Genomic DNA, 21,378 nt, shown 5'->3' with positions numbered 1-21,378 from the left:
TGGAGGGTCGCCCATGGCATCCGGGCTGATTGCGCTTCTCGATGACATTGCCGGGATCGCCAAGCTGGCGGCCGCCTCTCTCGACGATGTCGGGGCGGCGGCGGGCCGTGCGAGCGTCAAGGCGGCCGGCGTCGTCGTCGACGATACCGCCGTCACGCCGCGCTATGTGATGGGTCTTTCGCCGCAGCGCGAATTGCCGATCATCGCCAAGATCGCGCTCGGCTCGCTGCGCAACAAGCTCCTGATCATCCTGCCGGCAGCTCTGCTGCTCAGCGCCTTCGCACCCTGGGCGATCACGCCGATCCTGATGCTCGGCGGACTTTATCTCTGCTTCGAGGGTGCCGAGAAGGTCCTGCATGCCTTCAACGGCCATGGTGCCCATGCCGACGAGGCCACGGAGATGTCCGACCCCGCCGCGCTGGAAGCGGCCAAGGTGTCCGGGGCGATCCGCACCGATCTCATTCTGTCCGCCGAGATCATGGCGATCGCGCTCGCCGATGTCGCCCAATCGCCGATTCTCACCCAGGCGCTGGTCCTGGCGGTGGTCGGGCTTCTGATGACCGTTGGCGTCTATGGCGTCGTCGCCCTGATCGTGAAGATCGACGATATCGGCTTGCATCTGGTCGAGAGGGGGCCAGACGGGCTGCGCCGCCTCGGCCGCGCCCTCGTCAACGGCATGCCGAAGGTGATGCAGGTCCTGTCCGTCGTCGGTACGGCGGCGATGCTCTGGGTCGGCGGCGGCATCCTGCTGCACGGCCTGGGCTCGCTCGGCTGGCACGGACCGACGGATCTCGCGGAACACGCGGCGGAAGCGGCCGGCCACCTCCTGCCCTTCGCCTCCGCCGCGATCGCCTGGGCGGTCTTCGCCATCATCTCCGGCGTGATCGGCCTCGTTCTCGGCGGCGTCATCGTCGCGGCGAAGGAGAAGGTCGCCGGCTGACACCGCTCCCGCCACCGGGCATCTTGCAGGTGTTCCGATGAAGTCTCGCGTGATGGGCGACGAATCCGGCTATTGATCGTTCCCTCTTCGAGGCGCCGCGAGTCGCGGCGCGCCGAAACGGTTCCGGGAGACGCCGAATGTCGAATATCGACCCGAACATCATCGATCCGACCAAGCCGCCGGGGCCGCCGGACGTCATCACGCCCGAAATCGATCCTGATACGGACGAACTCGTGGAGCCGGACGACATCCGCGAGCCGGACGATGGCGTGTCGCCCATCGAGCCGGACCCGGAAGAAGGCAGCCGCGTCACGCCGATCATCCGAACGGCGTGACGCGCGACGCTCAGCCGAGCGTCAGGATGGTCGCGCCCGTCGTGGCGCGGCTTTCCAGATGCCGATGCGCCTCCGCCGCCTCGTTCAGCGGATAGCGCTGGTCGATGCGGATCTTCACGGCGCCGGAGCGGATGACCTCGAACAGGGCACCGGCAGACTCGTCAAGCTCGGCTCGGTTCGTGACATAGCCGAAGAGGCTCGGCCGCGTGGCGAAGAGCGATCCCTTCTGGTTGAGGATCGCCAGATCGATGTCGGGCAGCTTGCCGGAGGACTGGCCGAAGCTCACCCAGAGGCCGCGCGGCTTCAGGCAGTCGAGGCTGGCGGGGAACGTGTCCTTGCCGACCGAATCATAGACGACGTCGCATTTCCGTCCTCCCGTGATCTCCAGCACGCGCTCGACGAAATTCTCCTCGCGATAGTTCACGACATGGTCGTAGCCGTTCGCCCGCGCGAGTTCGCACTTTTCCGCCGAGCCGGCGGTGCCGATGACGGTCGCGCCGAGATGCTTCGCCCATTGCCCCGCGATCAGGCCGACGCCGCCCGCGGCGGCGTGGAAGAGGAGGACCGTTTCCGGCCCCACCCGGAAGGTGCGCCGCAGGAGATATTCGGCCGTCATGCCCTTCAGCATCGCGGCGGCGGCGGTCTCCTCGTCGATCTCGTCCGGCAGCTTCACCGCCATCGCCGCATCGACCAGGACCTGTTCGGCATAGGTGCCCTTGCCGGCGGTATAGGCGACGCGGTCGCCGATCGCGAAGGACGAGACGCCCTCGCCCAGCGCCACCACAGTCCCCGCCCCTTCCTTGCCGAGCACGAAGGGCAGGCTCTCGGCCTTGTAGAGGCCGGTGCGGAAATAGACGTCGATGAAGTTGAGACCGGCCGCCTTCTGCGCGACGAGGATCTCGCCGGCCTGCGGCTGCGGTACGTCGCGATCTTCGAGGGTCAGCACCTCGGGACCGCCGACATGGTGAACGGTGATCGCCTTCATGCCGCTCAAGCCTCCTTGCGTCTGGTGAACCGGTCGACGAGTTGCAGCACCGCGCCGATGCCGAGGAGATAGAGCCCGGTCGCCACGATGCCGAGCTTCACCCAGCCCGAAACGTCGAAATGGTAGAAGATCGCGCCGGTCGAGAGCAGCGCCCAGACGGCCGTGACGGCGAGGCTGAGGGTCCGCAGCCGCTTCACCCGCGTCGGATGGACGAACTTGATCGGCAGGAAGGTCGCGACCGCGCAGAAGGCGACGAAGAGGAACGCGGTGATGCTGTTCGGCTGCGTGGCGAAGAAGGTGAAGACGACCATGTTCCAGGCCACCGGGAAGCCGCGGAAGTAATAGTCCGACGTCTTCATCCGCGTGTCGGCATAGTAGATCGCGCTGGTGATGACGATGAGCGCGGCCGCGACGAAGGACAGCGGCCGGCCGATGATGCCGGATTGGTAGAGCGCGAAGGCGGGAATGATCACATAGGTCGCATAGTCGATGATCTGGTCGAGAACGTCGCCCGACCAATTCGGCAGGATGCGCTGGACATTCACCTTACGGGCCATCGGGCCGTCGATCGCGTCCACGAAGAGCGCGAGGCCGAGCCAGCCGAACATATCCGCCCAGCGTCGCTCGGCGGCGGCGATGATCGAGAGAAAGGCCCAGAACGCTCCGCTCGCCGTCAGGAGATGGATCGAGAAGGCGCGCCATTCGTCGATTTTCGAAACCGGGTCGGGCATGGGAATTGCGGGCTCTCCTTCCGCCGATGAAGCTGGGCTAGCGATTGCCATTGTCATCAGCTTCATCTTTCGTATTTCAGGGTGCCGATCGAGAACGGTTCGCCTCGCCGGTTCTATCGCGCGACGATGTTCGGAGTTCCTTACGTGACAGAGCTCAAACGGGAAATAGTCGTGGTGGGCGGCGGCCTCGCCGGCTTTTCCGCCGCGATCGCCTTCGCGGCGGAGGGGTTCGCCACCGCCCTCCTCGCGCCGCCCCCGGGCAAGGATCACCGATCGACCGCGCTGCTCGGCGCTTCCGTCGGCTTTCTCGATCGTCTCGGCGTGGTCGGCCGGCTCGGCGCGTCGGCGCAGCCGCTGGCGACGATGCGGATCGTGGACGATACCGGCCGGCTGCTGCGCGCCCCGACGGTGGAGTTCAAGGCCGGCGAGATCGGCCTTGCCGCCTTCGGCTACAATGTCCTGAATTCCGAACTCAACGCCGCGCTGCGAGCCCGCGCCGCCGAACTCGCGGAGCGACTGACGATCGTCGAGAGCGCCGCGCGGAGCTTCGCGGTTTCGGAAGACGAGGTCAGAATCGATTTCGAGGGCGGGCGGGTCGTCGCCGCGCTCGCGGTGGCGGCAGACGGGCGCAACTCGTTGCTGCGCCGGGAGGCCGGCATCCGCCTGCGCGACTGGCACTATCCGCAGGCCGCGCTCGTCCTCAATTTCGAGCACGACATCGCCCATAACGGCGTTTCGACGGAGTTCCACACCCGCACCGGCCCCTTCACCCAGGTGCCGCTGCCGGGCCGCCGGTCCTCGCTCGTCTGGGTCGAGCGGCCGGAAACGGCCGCGCTCCTGGTGGACCTGAAGCCCGAGCGGCTGGCCATGACCGTCGAGGAGAAGCTGCATTCGATCCTCGGCACGGTGCGGATCGACGGGCCGGTGCAGTCCTTTCCGCTGAAGGGCGCGGTGGCGGAGACGATGACGGGCCGCCGCGTCGCGCTGATCGGCGAGACGGCCCATGTCTTTCCGCCGATCGGGGCGCAGGGGCTCAATCTCGGCCTTCGGGACGCGGCCGATCTCGCGCGGATCGCGGCGACGGCCCGCGACGATCCGGGCCGGCGCGCGGTGACGCTGCGCTACGAGGCCGAGCGCCGCCAGGACGTCCTGTCGCGCACGCTCGGCGTCGATCTCCTCAACCGTTCGCTGCTCGCCGGCTATCTGCCGATCCAGGCGGCGCGCTCGGTCGGCCTCGCCGCCATGGCCGCCTTCGGCCCGCTCCGGCGCTTCGCGATGCGCGAGGGAACGGTGCCCGGCGCCGGCCTGTTCGGCCTGCCTGCCTCGATGCGCGAGGACCGGGGCGAAACCGAGCCGGCGCGGGTCCGCTGATCGGCGCTCGACGGAAGAGCTGGGGACGAGTGGGGGCAAGGCTCTTGCCCTTCGCCGTCCGACAATTCATCGTGGTTAGATGGAACAAGTCTTGCGGCGGCCCGGCAGGCCGCCCATCTCAGGTCTCGAGATGCAGACCGCCAGATTTTTCATCGGCCAGATCGTCCGCCACCGGATCTTTCCGTTTCGTGGCGTGATCTTCGACGTGGATCCCGAATTCGACAATACCGAGGAATGGTACATGTCCATTCCCGAAGAGGTGCGGCCGCGCAAGGACCAGCCCTTCTACCATCTCCTCGCCGAGAATGCGGAGACGGAATATGTCGCCTATGTCTCCGAGCAGAATCTCGAGCCGGACGAGAGCGGCCAGCCCGTGCGCCATCCCCATATCGAGGAGATCTTCGACGGACCGATCGGCGGCGCCTATCGCCTGAAGGGCCAGCACCGCAACTGAAGCAGGGCCCGCGCCGGAAAGGGCGCGGGCCTTTCGCCGTGATTACTGCGCGGCGGCCGCCGGCGCGTCGGCGGCACCGGCCTTCGCCTGGGCCTGCGCGTCCTCGAACTTCTTGCGGCGGGCATCCGCCTGCTTCTTCAGCGCGTCGTTCAGCTCCTGCTGGCGCTTGGCGAGATCCGACTGCTGCACGGCGGCGCCGTCATAGGCCTTGCCCATGCCGGCCAGCGTGATCTTGATCGGGTTCGGCTGGCGCTGGAAGTTGATCGAGGTGACGGTGATGGCGTTGCCCTTCTTCATCGCCGCGACCATCGCGTCGGTGAGCTGCGCCTCGGCGATGCAGCGATCCGGGAAGCAGACCGAATAGTTCATCGTCTGCGGCTTGCCGGTGTCGATCTGCAGCTGCACGCCGGCCGGGATCACGCGGCCTGTCGGCACCACGGCCTGCACGACCTTCTGGTTCACCTTGCCCTTCACGTCGATCAGGTTCACGGCGGTGATCAGCTGGCGCGTATCGGCGATCAGCGTGTACTGGGTGTTGCAGATCTCGTTGTCGCCCTGCTTGGAGCAGACCTTGAACCACTGCGTGCCCGGCACCGGCTCGGGCTGCTGCGCCGCGGCCGGCGCGGCCGCGGCGGGCTTGGCGGGGGCCGGCTTCTGCGCGCTTTGAGCGGCCGCCTCACCCGCAAAGGCGCCCATGGCGGCCAGGCCGAGAAGGCCGGCAGCCAGCGTATGGGCGGTGACATGGAGCGAACGGTTCTTCACGGGCCTGCAATCCTCTCGCGCGATGGTCGGTGTCGACGGAACGGCGCCTCTCTAGACGCTGCGGTGCTCTTTCGCAAATGAGGCCGTTTGAAGGCCCAAAGCCCTGCCGCGCATGGTGTTTCGCGCCGTAGGCGAGGCCCCGCGAAACCGTAGGCAAGGCCCCGCGAAGCGGGTAAGAAGCGCCGGTCACCATTCGCCGTGAGGCCGTTGTCGATGCCCGGACCCCTAGTCCGCAAGCCCTGCGCCAGACTTGCCACGACGCTCGCGCTCCTCGCCGCGAGCGCCTTTCCGGCGCTTGCCGCGCCCGCCCATGCCATCGCGATGCACGGCGAGCCGAAGCTCGAGGCCGGCTTCGACCATCTGCCCTTCGTCGATCCGGCGGCGCCGAAGGGCGGCACGATGCGCTACGGCGTCTATGGCACCTTCGACAATCTCAACCCGATCATCGTGCGCGGCGCCACCACCACGGCGCGCGGCATCTGGTTCGACCCGGAATTCGGCAGTCTCGTCTTCGAGCCGCTGATGTGGCGCTCGCCGGACGAGCCCTTCACGCTCTACGGCCTTCTCGCCGAAAGCGTCGAGACCGATGCCGAGCGCCGCTTCGTCGAGTTCACGCTGAATCCGAAGGCGCGCTTCTCGGACGGAACGCCGGTGACGGTGGAGGACGTTCTCTTCACCACCGAGATGATGAAGCAGGTCGGCGTGGTGCGCCCGCAATATACCGATTGGCTGTCGCGCGTCGCGACGATCGAGAAGGTCGGCGAACGCGGCATCCGCTTCACCTTCAACGAGAAGGCCGATCGCGAACTGCCGCTCTTGCTCGCCGGCCTGCCGGTCCTGCCGGAACATGCCTTCGACCGCGCCACCTTCGCTCAGACGACATTGAAGCCGGTCATCGGCTCCGGTCCCTATCGCATCGAAAGCCTCGATCCGGGGCGGCGCATCACCTATCGCAGGAACCCCGACTATTGGGCGAAGGACCTGCCGGTGAAGCGCGGGCTCGACAATTACGAGTCCATCGTCATCGACTATTATCGCAACCCCGACGCACAGTTCGAGGCCTTCCAGAAGGGCCTCTTCTACGTCTATGCCGATGGCAGCCCGCAGCACTGGCGCACGGCCTACGACTTTCCGGCGGTGCGCGACGGGCGCGTCGTCAAGGAGGAGTTCGAGACCGGCCGGCCGGCCGGCACCTACGGCTTCTTCTTCAACACGCGGCGGCCGATCTTCCACGATCGGCGGGTGCGGCAGGCGCTCGGCCTGCTCTACGATTTCGAATGGGCGAACAAGAATCTCTATTTCGGCGCCTATAGCCGCATCGCGGGATATTTCGCCAATTCCGAATTGTCGAGCGTCGGCCGGCCGGCGGATGCGAGGGAAAAGGCGCTCCTCGCCCCCTTCCCCGACGCGGTGTCGCCCGAGGTGCTCGACGGCCGCTGGACGCCGCCGGTCAGCGACGCTTCCGGCGCCGACCGCCGGCTCCTAAAGGAGGCCGTCGATCAGCTGAAGGCGGCCGGCTTCACCTTCGTCGACGGCCGGCTGGTCGATCCGAACGGCCAGCCCTTCGGCTTCGAGATCCTCGCGCAGAATGCCGATCAGCAGCGTATCGCGCTCGGCTATCAGCGCACGCTCGGACGCATCGGCATCGCGGTCTCGATCCGGCTCGTGGACGACGCGCAGTATCAGCTGCGCAAGCAGCGCTTCGATTACGACGTCCTCATCTCGCCCTTCAACGCCACCCTGTCGCCCGGCGCCGAACAGCGCGGCCGCTGGGGCTCGGGCTCGGCCAAGGTCAACGGCTCGTTCAACTATGCGGGCGCCGCCAATCCGGCGGTGGACGCGATGATCGACGCCATGACCTCGGCGCGCACTCGCGAGGACTTCGTTTCCGCCGTGCGCGCCTATGACCGGGTGCTGATCTCGGAAGCCTATGTCGTGCCGCTCTTCTATGTCGGCAAGCAGTGGCTGGCGCGCTGGACCTTCGTCCACCATCCGGACAGGACGCCGCTCGTCGGCTACTATCTGCCGTCCTTCTGGCGCGAGCCGGAGAACTGATCGGCGAGCGCCCGCCATTCGGCCTCGTGCCCGCCCTCGAAATTCGCCATGCCCGGCTTCGTCAGGAAGCCCTTGGGCTTGGCGAAGCTGTAGATTCCCTCGCGAAGCCGGTTCTCGCGCCAGGTGAGATTGCACGCCCAGTAGCGCGGGAAGAATTCCATGTCGGCATAGGGCAGATGGTCGTGCACCCACCAGGCGAGACGGCGCCAGTCGCCTTCGGCCTGGAAGCGGTCCCAGACGGCCGGCACCACGATACAGGCCGTCGCGCCCATATTGCCAGCCGCGTCGCGCCGGTCCCAGATATGGCCGGCGAAGTTCTTATGGTTCTCCGCGCAGTTATAGCCCGCCTGCCCGGCCTTCTGGCGCGCGTTGCCGAAGCCGTTCACCTCGGCCGAGCGAAAGGCGGAGCGGATCGCGATCCGGCCGAACCGCTCCTGCAACGGCTCCAGCAGGTCCTCGCAGAGCCGTGTTCCCGCCGCGATCGCGAGGCCCGGATCGTCCGGCACATTGGCCAAGCCATGGATCGCCGCGATATCCGAGAACAGGAAATCGCGCATGAAGAAGGATTTCGACAGCCGCACCCGCCCGAATTCGGCGAGCGCGGCGACCGAGCGGGACGGCCTCATGCCGCCTTCTTCAGCGCCTCGTCGACGAAGCGCGCGAGCTGCGTCGCGATGGTCGCCGCGCCGTTCAGGCGCTTTTCCGGCGTCGGATAGTCGCGGATCAGCACGATCGACTGGTCGGGACGGATCTTCGCGGCCGAGCCCTGTTCGGCGATATAGCGGACCAGAGCCGCCGGATTGGCGAAGTTCTTCTCGCGGAACTGGATGACGACGCCCTTCGGCCCCGCATCGAGCTTCTCGATATTCGCCTTGCGGCAGAGCGACTTGATGAACACGACCTTCAGAAGGTGCTGCACCTCCTCCGGCATCGGCCCGAAACGGTCGATGAGTTCGGCGCCGAAGGCGTCGATCTCGCGCGCGTCGTTGAGTTCGGCGAGGCGCCGGTAGAGGCCCATGCGCAGTTGCAGGTCCGGGATATAGGCATCCGGGATCATCACCGCCGTGCCGAGCGTGATCTGCGGCGACCAATGACCGTCTGTGGCCTCCGGCTCGCCCTTCATCTCGGCGACCGCCTCCTCCAGCATCTGCTGATAGAGCTCGAAGCCGACCTCCTTCACATGGCCGGACTGTTCCTCGCCGAGGAGATTGCCGGCGCCGCGCTGGTCGAGATCGTGGCTCGCCAGCTGGAAGCCGGCGCCCAGCGTATCCAGCGACTGCAGCACCTTGAGGCGCCGGTCGGCGCCCGGCGTCGGCGTCTTGTTGGCGGGAATCGTCAGAAGCGCATAGGCGCGCTGCTTGGAGCGGCCGACGCGCCCGCGAAGCTGATAGAGCTGGGCAAGGCCGAACATGTCGGCGCGATGCACGATCATCGTATTGGCCGTCGGGATATCGAGACCGGATTCGACGATCGTCGTCGAGAGCAGCACGTCGTACTGGCCCTCGTAGAAGGCGTTCATGATATCCTCGAGCTCGCCCGCCGCCATCTGGCCATGGGCGACGGCCACCTTCAGCTCCGGCACGTGCTCGTCGAGGAAGTCCTTGATGCCGGCGAGATCGGCGAGACGCGGCGCGACATAGAAGCTCTGACCGCCGCGATAGCGCTCGCGCAAGAGGGTCTCGCGCACTACCAGCGCGTCGAAGGGCGTGACGAAGGTACGCACCGCCAGGCGATCGACCGGCGGCGTGGTGATCAGCGAGAGCTCACGCACGCCGGTCAGCGCCAGCTGGAGCGTGCGCGGAATCGGCGTCGCCGAGAGCGTCAGCACATGCACGTCGGATTTCAGCTCCTTCAGCCGCTCCTTGTGCTTCACACCGAAATGCTGCTCCTCGTCGATGATCAGCAGGCCGAGCCGCTTGAAGTCCACCGCCTTGCCGAGCAGCGCATGGGTGCCGACGACGATGTCGACGGTGCCGTCGGCGATTCCCTTCTTCGTGGCGTTGAGTTCCTTGGCGGTGACGAGCCGGGAGGCCTGCGCGATCTTCAGCGGCAACCCGTGGAAGCGCTCGGCAAAGGTCTTGAAATGCTGGCGGGCGAGCAGCGTCGTCGGCACCACGACCGCGACCTGGAGGCCGTTCATCGCCGCGATGAACGCGCCGCGGATCGCGACCTCGGTCTTGCCGAAGCCGACATCGCCGCAGACGAGGCGATCCATCGGCCGACCGAGCGCCAGATCGTCGGAGACGGCGTCGATCGCGCCCTGCTGCTCCTCCGTCTCCTCATAGGGGAAACGCGCCGCGAACTCGCCCCAGAGGCCTTCCGGCGGCAAAAGCTTCGGCGCCCCGCGCATCTGCCGTTCGGCGGCGATGCGGATGAGGCCGCCCGCCATGTCGAGGAGACGCTTCTTGAGCTTGGCCTTGCGCGCCTGCCAGGCGCCGCCGCCGAGCTTGTCGAGAATCGCGTCCGACCCCTCGCCGCCATAGCGCGACAGGAGTTCGATATTCTCGACCGGCAGGAACAGGCGATCGTCGCCGGCATAATGCAGTTCGACGCAGTCATGCGGCGCGCCGGCCGCCTCGATCGTGCGCAGGCCGACGAAACGGCCGATGCCGTGATCGACATGGACGACGATGTCGCCCTCGTTGAGCCCGGTGACCTCGGCGATGAAGTCAGAGCCCTTCTTGCGCTTGCGCGCCCGGCGCACGAGACGGTCGCCGAGAATGTCCTGTTCGCCGATGACGACGAAGCGGTCGGTCTCGAAGCCGGCCTCCAGGCCGAGCACCGCCGTCGCCACCATGTTGCGGCCGGCTTCCAGAGCCTGCTTCAGGCTTCCGACCGCCTTGATATTGCCGAGACCGTGCTCCTCGACCACCTGCGTCAGCCGCTCGCGCGAGCCTTCCGTCCAGGCGGCGAGGATCACCTGCCGGCCCGCCTCGCGCAGACGCGCGATGTGATCGACCGCCTGCTCGAAGACATTGACGTCGCCGGCCGCACGCTCGGCCGCGAAATTGCGGCCACGCTGGATGTCGAGATTGACCGTGCGGCGAAGGCTGGCGTCGGTCAGGGCATAGGCGGAAAGGCGGATCGGATCGGAAACGGCGAGCGCCCCGGCCATCTCCTCTTCCGTCAGATAGAGTTCGCCCGGCTCGACGGGATTGTAGGGAACGGCATCGGCCGTGCCCTCCCCGGCGCCGCGCTTGCGGCTGTCGTAATGATCCTCGATCGTCTTGCGCCGTTCGGCGACCGCCTCGATCGCCAGATGGTCGAGCACGACCGGCCAGCCCGCGACATAGTCGAACAGCGTGTCGAGCTTCTCGTAGAAGAAGGGCAGCCAATGTTCGAGGCCGGCGAAGCGCCGTCCCTCGCTGACGGCGGTGTAGAGCCCGTCATTGCGCGACGGCGCGCCGAAGCGCCGGACGTAATTGGTGCGGAAGCGGCTGATCGTCGCCTCGTTCAGCGTGACCTCGCTGACGGGGGCCAGCGAGAAGGCCTTGCGCTGCGCCGTGGTGCGCTGCGTCGCCGGATCGAAGGTGCGGATCGATTCCAGCGTGTCGCCGAAGAAGTCGAGCCGGATCGGCTCCTCGTCGCCCGGCGCGAAGAGATCGAGGATACCGCCGCGTACGGCATATTCGCCGCTCTCGCGCACGGTCGCGACGCGCTCGAAACCGCCGCGCACGAGGACCTTGACGATGGCATCCATCGAGATGCGCCCGCCCGCCTTGGCATCGATCGTCTCGGCGGCGAGCATACCGGCCGGCGGCATCTTCTGGATCAGCGCATTCGCGGTCGTCAGGATCACAGCGCGATGCGGCGCGTCCCGCAACGCCTGAATCGCCGACATGGCGGAAAGCCGCAGCGCCGCCGCCTCGCCGGACGGGCCGACGCGGTCATAGGGTAGGCAGTCCCAGGCCGGCAGGGCGACGACCGGCAGTTCCGGCGCGACGAAGCGCAGCGCGTCCTCGAATTCCGTCAGCCGGTTGCCGTTGCGCATGACGAAGACCAGCGGCGCCTTGGCGGCGCGCTGCCGCGCGATCTCGGCGACGAGAAACGGCTCGTAGCCGTCGAGCACATTGCCGATGGCAAGCCCGTCGCCGGAGGCGAGCGCCTTCTTCAGATCGTCCGCCTTCGTCACGGCCGGAACACTCCGTCCACTGCGTAGAAGGAGCGGATCCTGCGAAACACCGAAGTGTCGTAGTTTTGCGGGGTTTCCGCCTCACCCGTCAGCCATTGGAAGAGGTCGCGGTCCGGCGCCTCCATCAGGAGCTCGTAATCGTCCATCTCGGCGTCGTCGAGCCGATCGATCTCGGCATCCGCGAAGCGGCCCAGCACCAGATCCATCTCGCGCGTGCCGCGATGCCAGGATCGGAACAGGGCCTTGCGGCGTCGGATGTCGAGATCGGTCGAGGAACGGGACGTTCCGGTCATGGATGGCATGCCTCGGGAGGGTCTTCACCGCATATATAGGGAGCGCAACTCCCTGTCAGCCATGGCACTTGTCTCCATCGGCCCGGCGGTTATGAGGAAGGCATGCGGCCTCCCGTTCTCGATCCTCTCTTTGCCGGCCTGACGGCGCTCGACGGCATCGGCCCGAAGCTCGCCGAACTCTTCCGCGCCCTGCTCCTGCCCGCCGGTTCCGACGCGGCGCTCAGGGTGCGCGATCTTCTCTTCCACCTGCCGAGCGGCCTCGTGGACCGGCGCCGCCGGGAGGAGGTGACGACCGCCCCGGACGGCGCGCTGGTGACGCTGAACCTCGTGATCGACCGGCACCGGGCGCCGGAGCGCGGGCAAGGCTCGACGCCCTATCGCGTCTATGGCCGCGACGAGACCGGCGAGATCGCCCTCGTCTATTTCCGCGCCCAGGCGCAATGGATGGAGAAGCTGCTGCCCGTCGGCGAGGCGATGCTGGTCTCCGGCAAGGTCGAATGGTTCAACGGCCGGCCGCAGATGGTGCATCCCGACCTGGTGATCCCGCTGGCCGAGGCCGATACGGTGCCGCTGGTCGAGCCGATCTATCCGATGACGGCGGGCCTGTCGCCGAAGGTGCTGCGCAAGGCGATCGCGGCGAGCCTCGCCCGCCTGCCGGCGCTGCCGGAATGGATCGAGCCGAGCGTCGTGCAGCGCCAGTCCTTCGTGCCCTTCGCCGAGGCGTTGCGGCAGGCCCACAATCCGGCGGACGCGATCGATGTCGATCGGCGGGCGGCGCATCGCCGCCGTCTCGCCTATGACGAGCTGCTCGCCGGCCAGCTCGCCCTCGCCTTGTCGCGGCGGCGGATGAAGAAGGCGAAGGGGCGGCCGCTGGCGGGCGACGGACGCCTGACGGCCCGGGTGACCGCCGCCCTGCCCTTCCGGCTGACGGACGCGCAGGACATGGCCGTTGCGGAAATCGTGGCCGACATGGCGGAGGAGGACCGCATGCTGCGCCTCCTCCAGGGCGATGTCGGCGCCGGCAAGACGGTGGTGGCGCTGATGGCGATGGCGACGGCCGCCGAAGCCGGCGCGCAATCCGCCCTTCTCGCGCCGACCGAGATCCTGGCTCGCCAGCATTTCAACGGCCTGGCGCCGATCTGCGAGAAGATCGGCCTCGACATCGTGCTCCTCACCGGCCGCGATACCGGCAAGGTGCGCGCCGCCAAGCAGGAGGCCATCGCCTCCGGCAAGGCGGATATCGTCGTCGGCACGCATGCCCTCTTCCAGGAAAGCGTCGAGTATCACGATCTCGGCCTCGTCGTCGTCGACGAGCAGCATCGCTTCGGCGTGCACCAGCGCCTCAGCCTCGCGCGCAAGGGCCGCTCGCCCGACCTTCTCGTCATGACGGCGACGCCGATCCCGCGCACGCTGGTCCTCGCCGCCTTCGGCGACATGGACGTGTCGCGGCTGCACGGCAAGCCGGCGGGCCGCAAGCCGATCACCACCGTCGCCGTGCCGCTGGAGCGGCTGCGCGAGATCGTCGAGCGCATCGCGGCAGCCGTCGCCGAGGGCGGCAAGGTCTATTGGGTCTGTCCGCTGGTGGAGGAATCGGAGAAGAGCGATCTCATGGCCGCCGAGGAGCGGCATCGTCAGCTGGCCGGCCTCTTCGGCGATCTCGTCGGCCTCGTGCATGGCCAGATGCCGGGCGAGGAGAAGGACGCGGCGATGGCGGCCTTCAAGGAGGGGCGCACCCGCATCATCGTCGCGACGACGGTGATCGAAGTCGGCGTCGACGTCCCGGACGCGACGATCATCGTCATCGAACATGCCGAGCGCTTCGGTCTCGCCCAGCTGCACCAACTGCGCGGCCGCGTCGGGCGCGGCGACAAGCCGTCCTCCTGCGTCCTGCTCTACCGCGCGCCGCTCGGCGAAGTGGCGAAGGCGCGGCTCGCGGTGATGCGCGAAACGGAGGACGGGTTCCGCATCGCCGAGGAGGATCTGAAGCTGCGCGGCGAAGGCGATCTTCTCGGCACCAAGCAATCGGGCCTGCCGAGCTTCCGTCTGGCCGATCTCGAGATCCATGGCGACCTGATGGAGATCGCCCGCGACGACGCGCGGCTCGTGATGGCGACCGATCCCGATCTCGAAGGCCCGCGCGGCGAGGCGCTGCGCGTGCTCCTCTACCTCTTCGGCCGCGACGACGCGATCCGGCTGCTGCGCGCCGGCTGAGCGCCCGGTTCTATTCGGCCGCTTCCTTCCGGCCCGTCGCCTCCTCGGCGACGAGTTTCGACGCCTCGACCTGGGTCAGCACCCGGTCGCCCTCCGGGCCGACGATGCCGGCCGAGACGATGAGCTTCATCGCGTCCTCGACGCGCATGTCGAGGATCTTCACCTCGTCGCGCGGCACGTAGATGAGGAAGCCGGAGGTCGGATTGGGCGTCGGCGGCAGGAAGACGGCCAGCATCTCGCGTCCATCGAACTTCTCGATGAGTTCGCCCTTCGCCGTCGTCGCCACGAGAGCGATCGACCAGAGGCCCTTGCGCGGATATTCGATCAGCGCCGCCGTCTTGAACGAGGACGAATGGTCGGCGAACACCGTCTCGAAGATCTGCTTCAGCGCCGTATAGAGCGTGCGCACCAGCGGCATGCGGCCGAGCAGGCGCTCGCCCCAGCCGACGATCGTGCGGCCGACGAGATTGGCGGTGAGAAAGCCGATCAGCGTGATGAGGACGAGCGCGACGAGCAGGCCGAAGCCCGGCACGCTGACGAACAGATAGCTGTCCGGGTCGTAGCGCGCCGGGATATAGGGTTTCACCCAGCTGTCCACCCACTCCATGAAGGCCCAGGTGATCCAGATGGTGATGGCCAGCGGCGCGCAGATCACGAAGCCGGTGAGGAAATAGGTACGCAGCTTCACCATCATGGCGGCACGATCCGTTGTCGGAGCCGGACGTTAGCAGGCTCCATGCCGCAGTGCGACAAGCGCTTTCGTGATCGGTGCCGCCGGCCGCCTATTCGACGGTGACCGATTTCGCCAGGTTGCGCGGCTGGTCGACATCCGTGCCCATATGCACCGCCGTGTGATAGGCGAGCATCTGCAGCGGCACGGCATAGACGATCGGCGTCAGAATCTCCGGCATGTCCGGCAGGACGAGCGTCGCCGCCGCCGCGACCGGCGCGGCCTTCGCCCCCTTCTCGTCGGTGACGAGAATGATCCGGCCGCCCCGCGCCGCCACTTCCTGCATGTTGGAGACCGTCTTCTCGAACACGCCGTCATAGGGCGCGATGACGATCACCGGCATCGTCTCGTCGATCAGGGCGATCGGCCCGTGCTTCAGCTCGCCGGCGGCATAGCCTTCGGCATGGATATAGCTGATCTCCTTCAGCTTCAGCGCCCCTTCGAGCGCGAGGGGGAAGGAGGAGCCGCGCCCGAGGAACAGCGCATGGCGATGCGTCGTCATCTCGCGGGCGATCGCCTCAATCTGCGACTCCAGCTTGAAGGCTTCGGCGATCATGCGCGGCGCCTCGCTGAGCGCGCGCGTCAACTCCGCTTCCTCGGCGCCGGAAATTCGGCCCCGCTCGACGCCCGCCCGCACCGAAAGCGCCGCGAGCGCCGTCAGCTGGCAGGTGAAGGCCTTGGTCGAGGCGACGCCGATCTCCGGGCCGGCGAGCGTCGGCAGCGCGGCATCGGCCTCGCGCGCGATGGTCGATTCCGGAACGTTGACGATCGCGGCCGTCTTCAGGCCGGCGGCCTTGGCGTAGCGCAGCGAGGCGAGCGTATCGGCCGTCTCGCCCGACTGCGACACGAAAAGCGCCAGATCGACGCCGTCGAGCGGGCTTTCGCGATAGCGGAACTCGGACGCGACATCGAGATCGCAGGCGATCCGCGCATAGCGCTCGAAGAAATAGCGCCCCGTCAGGGCGGCGTAATAGCCGGTGCCGCAGGCGGAAAGCGCCATGCGCCGCACGGCGCCGAAATCGAGCGCGACCTCGCCCGGCAGGCGCGAGCGGCCGCTCGTCATGTCGACATAGGCGCCGAGCGTATGGCCGACGACTTCCGGCTGCTCGTAGATCTCCTTCTGCATGAAGTGCCGGTAGTTGCCCTTGTCGACATAGAAGGGCTTGCCGACCGAGCGCGTCAGCACCCGCTCCACCGCACGCCCCTCGGCATCGAGGATCGTGGCGCCGTCGCGGTCGAGAACCACCCAGTCGCCATCCTCGAGATAGCGGATCGCGTCGGTGAAGGGCGACAGCGCGATCGCGTCGGAGCCGAGGAACATTTCGCCCCGCCCCTCGCCGACGGCGAGCGGGCTGCCGCGCCGCGCGCCGATCAGGAGATTCTCCTCGCCGGCGAAGATGAAGGCGAGCGAGAAGGCGCCTTCCAGCCGCCGGAGGGTCGTGTGCACCGCCTCGCGCGGCGCGGCGCCCCGATCCATCGCGCGCGTCGCGTGGACGGCGACGACTTCGGAATCCGTGTCGCTCTCGAAGCGGTAGCCGTCGCGCTCCAGTTCGGCGCGCAGCTCGCGGAAATTCTCGATGATGCCGTTATGGACGACGGCGAGACGCTGCGTCGCATGAGGATGGGCGTTGCGAACCGTCGGCACGCCATGCGTCGCCCAGCGCGTATGGCCTATGCCGATCGTGCCCGGCAACGGGTTCTCGCCGACGAAGCGTTCCAGATTGACGAGCTTGCCTTCCGCGCGGCGCCGGTCGAGCCCGTCCGGCCCGAGCGTCGCGATGCCGGCGGAATCATAGCCGCGATATTCGAGCCGCTTCAGCGCCTCGACTAGGCGATGCGCGACTGGATTGGTGCCGACGATGCCGATGATGCCGCACATGGGAGCCGATCCTTCCTTTCGCGCTTCAGGACTTGCCGGACTTCGCCGCGGCCTTGATCGCCGCGGCGCGGGCGCGAAGCTCGACGGCCCGCCCCTCCTTCACCACCTGCCGGCCGCGGGCGATGGCGAGGCCATCGGCCGGCACTTCCTCGGTGATCACGCTGCCGGAGCCGATATAGGCCCCGTCGCCGACCTTCACCGGCGCAACCAGCGCCGTGTCGGACCCGACGAAGACATTGGCGCCGATATCGGTGAACCACTTGTTGGCGCCGTCGTAATTGCAGGTGATCGTGCCGGCGCCGATATTCGAGCCCGCGCCGATGCGCGCGTCGCCGATATAGGTGAGGTGATTGACCTTCGCGCCAGCCTCGATCCGCGCGTTCTTAGTCTCGCAGAAATTGCCGACCTTCGCGCCCTCGCCAAGGTCCGTGCCCGGCCGAAGTCGCGCGAACGGCCCGACCGAGACACCGCTGGCGGCCGAGGCGCCCTCGATATGGCTGAAGGCATGGATGATGACGCCGTCCGCGACATGGACGCCCGGTCCGAAGACGACATTCGGCTCCACGACGACGTCGCGGCCGAGCGCGGTGTCGTGGCTGAAGAACACCGTTCCCGGCGCGATCAGCGTCGCGCCGGACAGCATGGCCTCGCGGCGTCGGCGCTCCTGCCAGATCGCCTCGACGGCGGCGAGCTCGACGCGCGTATTGACGCCCAGCACCTCGTCGGCATCCGCCTCGATGGCGCGCACCACGCCGCCGCGCTCGCGGGCGATCGCGACGATGTCGGTCAGATAGAATTCGCCCTTGGCATTGGCATCGCCCACCGCGTCGAGCAGCGAAAGGAGAGCGGCGCCGCGCACCGCCATCAGCCCGGCATTGCAGAAGCCGACCGCCCGCTCGGCATCGCTGGCATCCTTGTCCTCGCGGATGGCGACGAGCTCGCCCTCCGCCTCGATCAGGCGGCCATAGCCGGACGGATCGACGGGGCGGAAGCCGACGACGCAGATCTCGGCCCCGTCGGCCAATGACCGCCGCGCCTTTTCGAGCGTCTCCGGCCGCACGAGCGGCGTATCGGCGAAAAGGATGAGGACGTCGTCGAAGCCTGCCGCAATGGCCGAACGCGCCGCGAGCACCGCATGGGCCGTGCCGAGCCTTTGCTCCTGCACATGGAAGCTCGCCTCCGGCGCGATCGCCCGCACGGCGGTTTCCACCTTGTCGGCGTCGCGGCCCGTCACGAGGGCGATGCCGCCGGCACCGACCGTCTCCGCCACCCGCACCACATGCCCGACCATCGGCAGGCCCGCGACCTCGTGCAGCACCTTCGCGCGCGACGAGCGCATGCGGGTGCCCTCGCCGGCGGCCAGGATGACGGACAGGCAGGTTCTCGACATTCTCGACCTCGGCGAAGCAGTGGGCGCGACCTATAGTGGAGAAGGGCCGGCTCGTCTTGCGGATGCGGCCAGAACCGCGCGGAAGGGTTACCCGATCTTCTGAAGAGCCGGGAAGGTCTCGAGCAGCCAGAAAGATAGGCTCTGCATTCCCCCGGTCAGGAACAGGACGCCGGTGACGACCAGAAGGCCGCCCATCGCCTTCTCGATCATGCCGAAATGGCGGCGAAGCCGCCGCGACCAAGCGAGAAAAAGGCCTGAGAAGGCGGCGGCGAAGAGGAAGGGAATGCCGAGCCCGAGCGAATAGGCGCCGAGCATGAGGGCGCCCTCGCCCACCGTGTCGCGCGCGCCGGCCAGCCCCAGAATCGCGCCGAGAACCGGGCCGATACAGGGTGTCCAGCCGAAGGCGAAGGCGAGGCCCATCAGATAGGCGCCGAGAAAGCTGCCCGGCCGATCGGGCGAGCGGAAGCGCTTCTCGCCCGCCAGAAAGCGCAGACGGAAGACGCCGAGGAAGTTGAGACCCATGACGATGATCGCGAGGCCGGCGGCGATGCCGAGCCAGGACAGATTCTCGCGGAGCAGGCGGCCGATCGAACTCGCTCCCGCGCCGAGGGCGACGAAGACCGTCGAGAAGCCGAGAACGAAGAGCATGGCACTGCCGACGACGCGGCCGTATCCGGCCTGCGCGCCGCTTCGGGACGGACCGCCGCGCAGCTCCTCCACCGAAACGCCGGCCATGTAGCAGAGATAGGGCGGCACCAGCGGCAGGACGCAGGGCGACAGGAAGGAGAGCGCGCCGGCGAGGATCGCCCAGGAATAGGTGACGTCGGAAATCAAGGGGCGGTCGCTTCGATCCTCATCGCGCGGCCGTTCTAGCACCCCGCCAAAGCCGCGGAAACCTCGCCAAAGCGATGCCAATCGGAGCCGGGCGCGCGGAGATTCCGGTTGACCGTGGGCGGCCCGCTTCCTATGGGAAGGCGACCCGCCTGCCGGATTCTCCCGGCGGGCTCGGGAGCGCGTAGCTCAGTTGGTAGAGCAACGGACTTTTAATCTGTAGGTCCTGGGTTCGAGTCCCAGCGCGCTCACCATTTTCCGCTCCGATTCAAAAGCTTCGATCACGGCTGTCCTGTCCGTCGCGCCATCGCTTGCCGGCGTGGCTCCGTTTCGTCGAAGGCGAGCGTCTGTGGAGACCTCAGAACACAGGACACGACGCGCGCAGTGAACGAGATCGGGCGACGCGGCGTTAGGCGGAGGGGCGCGGCGCGGATCGTTCGGCCGTGCCCGTTCCTTTTCGCAGCGAACGGAGCCGTTCATGAGCCAGACCGTCGGCGACTTCATCGTGGAGCGGCTTGCCGCCTGGGGCGTGAAGCGGATCTTCGGCTATCCCGGCGACGGCATCAACGGCGTCTTCGGCGCCATGCGCCGCTCGCTCGGAACGATCGAGTTCGTGCAGGCGCGTCACGAGGAAATGGCGGCCTTCATGGCCTCCGCCCATGCCAAGTTCACCGGCGAACTCGGCGTCTGCATCGCGACCTCCGGCCCCGGCGCCTCGCATCTCCTGACCGGTCTCTACGATGCGCGGCTCGATCATCAGCCGGTGCTCGCGCTGGTCGGGCAGCAAGCGCGCACCGCCGTCGGGGCGCATTACCAGCAGGAGCTCGATCTCGTCTCGATGTTCAAGGATGTGGCCGGCGCCTATGTGCAGCAGGCGATGGCGCCCGCCCAGGTGCGCCACATGATCGATCGCGGCATCCGCACGGCGCTCGGCGAACGGAAGGTCGCGGCGCTGATCTTCCCGAACGACCTCCAGGACCTGCCCTACGAAGAGCCGCCGCGCGCGCATGGCGCAGTCCTGTCCGGCGTCGGCTATTCCCGGCCGAAGGTCGTGCCCTTCGACGCCGACCTGCAACGGGCCGCCGCGGTGCTGAACGAGGGCAAGAAGGTGGCGATGCTCGTCGGCGCCGGCGCGCTCGGTGCCGGCGACGAGGTGGCGGCGGTCGCGGACGTGCTTGGCGCCGGCGTCGCGAAGGCCCTGCTCGGCAAGGCGGTCCTGCCGGATGCCCTGCCCTTCGTCACCGGCTCCATCGGGCTCCTCGGCACGGAGGCGAGCTGGGATCTCATGCAGCATTGCGACACGCTGCTGATGGTCGGCTCGGGCTTCCCCTATTCGGAATTCCTGCCGAAGGAAGGCGCCGCGCGCGGGGTCCAGATCGATCTCAAGGCGGACATGCTGTCGATCCGCTATCCAATGGAGGTCAATCTTCAGGGCGAGGCGAAGGAAACGCTGAAGGCGCTTCTACCGCTTCTCGTGCGCAAGAGCGACCGGTCCTGGCGCGAGCGCGTGGAGAAGAGCACCGCGCGCTGGTGGAAACTGGCGGAAGACCGCGCCACGGCCAAGGCCGATCCGGTCAATCCGCAACGCGTCGTCTGGGAATTGTCGCCGCGCCTGCCGGACCGGGCGATCGTCACCTCCGATTCCGGCTCCTGCGCCAATTGGTATGCGCGCGACCTGAAGCTGCGGTCTGGCATGATGGGCTCACTGTCCGGCGGCCTCGCCTCGATGGGCGCGGCCGTTCCCTATGCGATCGCCGCGAAATTCGCCCATCCCGACCGTCCGGTGGTGGCCCTGGTCGGCGACGGCGCCATGCAGATGAACAACATGGCCGAGTTGATCACGCTCGCCAAATATTGGGACCGCTTCCCGAACAAGACCTGGGTGGTTTGCGTCTTCAACAACGAGGACTTGAACCAGGTGACCTGGGAGCAGCGGGTGATGGAGGGCGATCCGAAATTCGTCGCGAGCCAGGAGATCCCGAACGTTCCCTATCACAAGTTCGGCGAGCTGATCGGCTTCAAGGGGATCTATGTGGACGATCCCGAAAAGCTCGGCGCCGCCTGGGACGTCGCGCTGGCCAGCGAGCGGCCCGTAGTGCTGGAGGTCAAGACCGATCCCGAGGTTCCGCCGCTGCCGCCGCATATCAAGCTCGCGCAGGCCAAGGCCTTCATGTCGACGCTGGCGCAGGGTGATCAGCGCGAGGGCGGCATCATCGCCAATACGGCGCGTCAGGTTCTGGCGTCGGTTCTGCCGGGGGAGAAGTAGAGAAATCGACCTC

Annotated in this window: 16 protein-coding genes, 1 tRNA gene and 1 pseudogene; 8 read left to right on the top strand and 10 right to left on the bottom strand. The window is 67.6% G+C overall.

Annotated elements, in window-relative coordinates:
* Positions 1-13 precede the first annotated feature (13 nt).
* Complete coding sequence (locus IEY14_RS02350; RefSeq protein ID WP_188906603.1) at positions 14-940, top strand: DUF808 domain-containing protein; 927 nt, start codon at positions 14-16, stop codon at positions 938-940.
* A 137-nt stretch (positions 941-1,077) separates the two neighbouring features.
* Positions 1,078-1,275 (top strand): hypothetical protein, encoded by a 198-nt coding sequence (locus tag IEY14_RS02345; protein ID WP_188906602.1) that lies wholly within the window; start codon positions 1,078-1,080, stop codon positions 1,273-1,275.
* 10 nt (positions 1,276-1,285) lie between these two features.
* Here the strand turns inward: IEY14_RS02345 and IEY14_RS02340 are convergent, their stop codons facing one another.
* Together IEY14_RS02340 and pcsA are read right to left on the bottom strand one after the other, a co-directional pair.
* Positions 1,286-2,260, bottom strand: a complete 975-nt coding sequence (locus tag IEY14_RS02340) for a quinone oxidoreductase family protein (protein WP_188906601.1) — start codon at positions 2,258-2,260, stop codon at positions 1,286-1,288.
* 5 nt (positions 2,261-2,265) lie between these two features.
* On the bottom strand, positions 2,266-2,991 hold the full coding sequence (gene pcsA / locus IEY14_RS02335) for a phosphatidylcholine synthase (protein WP_188906600.1): 726 nt from the start codon (positions 2,989-2,991) through the stop codon (positions 2,266-2,268).
* Positions 2,992-3,135: 144 nt separating this feature from the next.
* Here pcsA and IEY14_RS02330 point away from each other — a divergent pair, with 144 nt between their 5' ends.
* Both IEY14_RS02330 and hspQ read left to right on the top strand, forming a co-directional pair.
* Positions 3,136-4,362 carry a UbiH/UbiF family hydroxylase gene (locus IEY14_RS02330; RefSeq protein ID WP_244639268.1) on the top strand — a complete coding sequence of 409 codons (1,227 nt, stop codon included), beginning with the start codon at positions 3,136-3,138 and terminating at the stop codon, positions 4,360-4,362.
* 130 nt (positions 4,363-4,492) lie between these two features.
* On the top strand, positions 4,493-4,816 hold the full coding sequence (gene hspQ / locus IEY14_RS02325) for a heat shock protein HspQ (protein WP_373288887.1): 324 nt from the start codon (positions 4,493-4,495) through the stop codon (positions 4,814-4,816).
* A gap of 42 nt (positions 4,817-4,858) precedes the next feature.
* On the opposite strand, the gene IEY14_RS02320 is transcribed toward hspQ, so the two are convergent.
* A complete protein-coding gene (locus IEY14_RS02320) occupies positions 4,859-5,512 on the bottom strand; it encodes an invasion associated locus B family protein (protein ID WP_188907356.1) in 654 nt (217 codons plus the stop codon).
* A 279-nt stretch (positions 5,513-5,791) separates the two neighbouring features.
* Between IEY14_RS02320 and IEY14_RS02315 the strand changes: the two genes are divergently transcribed.
* A complete protein-coding gene (locus IEY14_RS02315) occupies positions 5,792-7,633 on the top strand; it encodes an extracellular solute-binding protein (RefSeq protein ID WP_244639266.1) in 1,842 nt (613 codons plus the stop codon).
* Here IEY14_RS02315 and IEY14_RS02310 read toward each other — a convergent pair.
* The 3 genes and pseudogenes from IEY14_RS02310 to IEY14_RS02300 form a co-directional block, all read right to left on the bottom strand.
* Positions 7,597-8,259: a hypothetical protein gene (locus tag IEY14_RS02310; RefSeq protein ID WP_188906598.1), complete on the bottom strand. Its 663-nt coding sequence runs from the start codon at positions 8,257-8,259 to the stop codon at positions 7,597-7,599. The two genes, IEY14_RS02315 and IEY14_RS02310, sit on opposite strands and share 37 nt — an antisense overlap.
* A pseudogene (mfd, locus tag IEY14_RS02305) lies at positions 8,256-11,588 on the bottom strand (transcription-repair coupling factor); the annotation flags it as partial. The gene IEY14_RS02310 and the pseudogene mfd, both read right to left, overlap by 4 nt.
* A gap of 173 nt (positions 11,589-11,761) precedes the next feature.
* On the bottom strand, positions 11,762-12,058 hold the full coding sequence (locus IEY14_RS02300; RefSeq protein WP_188906596.1) for an FAD assembly factor SdhE: 297 nt from the start codon (positions 12,056-12,058) through the stop codon (positions 11,762-11,764).
* A 102-nt stretch (positions 12,059-12,160) separates the two neighbouring features.
* Here IEY14_RS02300 and recG point away from each other — a divergent pair, with 102 nt between their 5' ends.
* Positions 12,161-14,269 (top strand): ATP-dependent DNA helicase RecG, encoded by a 2,109-nt coding sequence (gene recG, locus IEY14_RS02295; RefSeq protein WP_188906595.1) that lies wholly within the window; start codon positions 12,161-12,163, stop codon positions 14,267-14,269.
* 10 nt (positions 14,270-14,279) lie between these two features.
* On the opposite strand, the gene IEY14_RS02290 is transcribed toward recG, so the two are convergent.
* The 4 genes from IEY14_RS02290 to IEY14_RS02275 all read right to left on the bottom strand — a co-directional run bounded on the left by IEY14_RS02290 (position 14,280) and on the right by IEY14_RS02275 (position 19,099).
* Entirely contained in the window at positions 14,280-14,963 is a 684-nt protein-coding gene (locus tag IEY14_RS02290) for a DUF502 domain-containing protein (protein ID WP_373288885.1), read from the bottom strand.
* 88 nt (positions 14,964-15,051) lie between these two features.
* Positions 15,052-16,878, bottom strand: a complete 1,827-nt coding sequence (gene glmS, locus IEY14_RS02285) for a glutamine--fructose-6-phosphate transaminase (isomerizing) (RefSeq protein ID WP_188906594.1) — start codon at positions 16,876-16,878, stop codon at positions 15,052-15,054.
* Positions 16,879-16,903: 25 nt separating this feature from the next.
* Positions 16,904-18,268, bottom strand: a complete 1,365-nt coding sequence (gene glmU / locus IEY14_RS02280; RefSeq protein WP_188906593.1) for a bifunctional UDP-N-acetylglucosamine diphosphorylase/glucosamine-1-phosphate N-acetyltransferase GlmU — start codon at positions 18,266-18,268, stop codon at positions 16,904-16,906.
* Positions 18,269-18,355: 87 nt separating this feature from the next.
* The gene (locus IEY14_RS02275; protein WP_188907353.1) at positions 18,356-19,099 is read right to left on the bottom strand and encodes a cytochrome c biogenesis CcdA family protein; all 744 of its coding nucleotides are present in this window, start codon (positions 19,097-19,099) and stop codon (positions 18,356-18,358) included.
* A 178-nt stretch (positions 19,100-19,277) separates the two neighbouring features.
* Between IEY14_RS02275 and IEY14_RS02270 the strand changes: the two genes are divergently transcribed.
* Both IEY14_RS02270 and IEY14_RS02265 read left to right on the top strand, forming a co-directional pair.
* Positions 19,278-19,353, top strand: a tRNA-Lys gene (locus IEY14_RS02270).
* A gap of 224 nt (positions 19,354-19,577) precedes the next feature.
* On the top strand, positions 19,578-21,365 hold the full coding sequence (locus tag IEY14_RS02265; RefSeq protein ID WP_188906592.1) for a thiamine pyrophosphate-requiring protein: 1,788 nt from the start codon (positions 19,578-19,580) through the stop codon (positions 21,363-21,365).
* Positions 21,366-21,378 lie beyond the last annotated feature (13 nt).

This window comes from Aureimonas endophytica, from assembly GCF_014642635.1.
GTDB lineage: Bacteria > Pseudomonadota > Alphaproteobacteria > Rhizobiales > Rhizobiaceae > Plantimonas > Plantimonas endophytica.
This window is presented reverse-complemented; position numbering and strand designations above follow the sequence as displayed.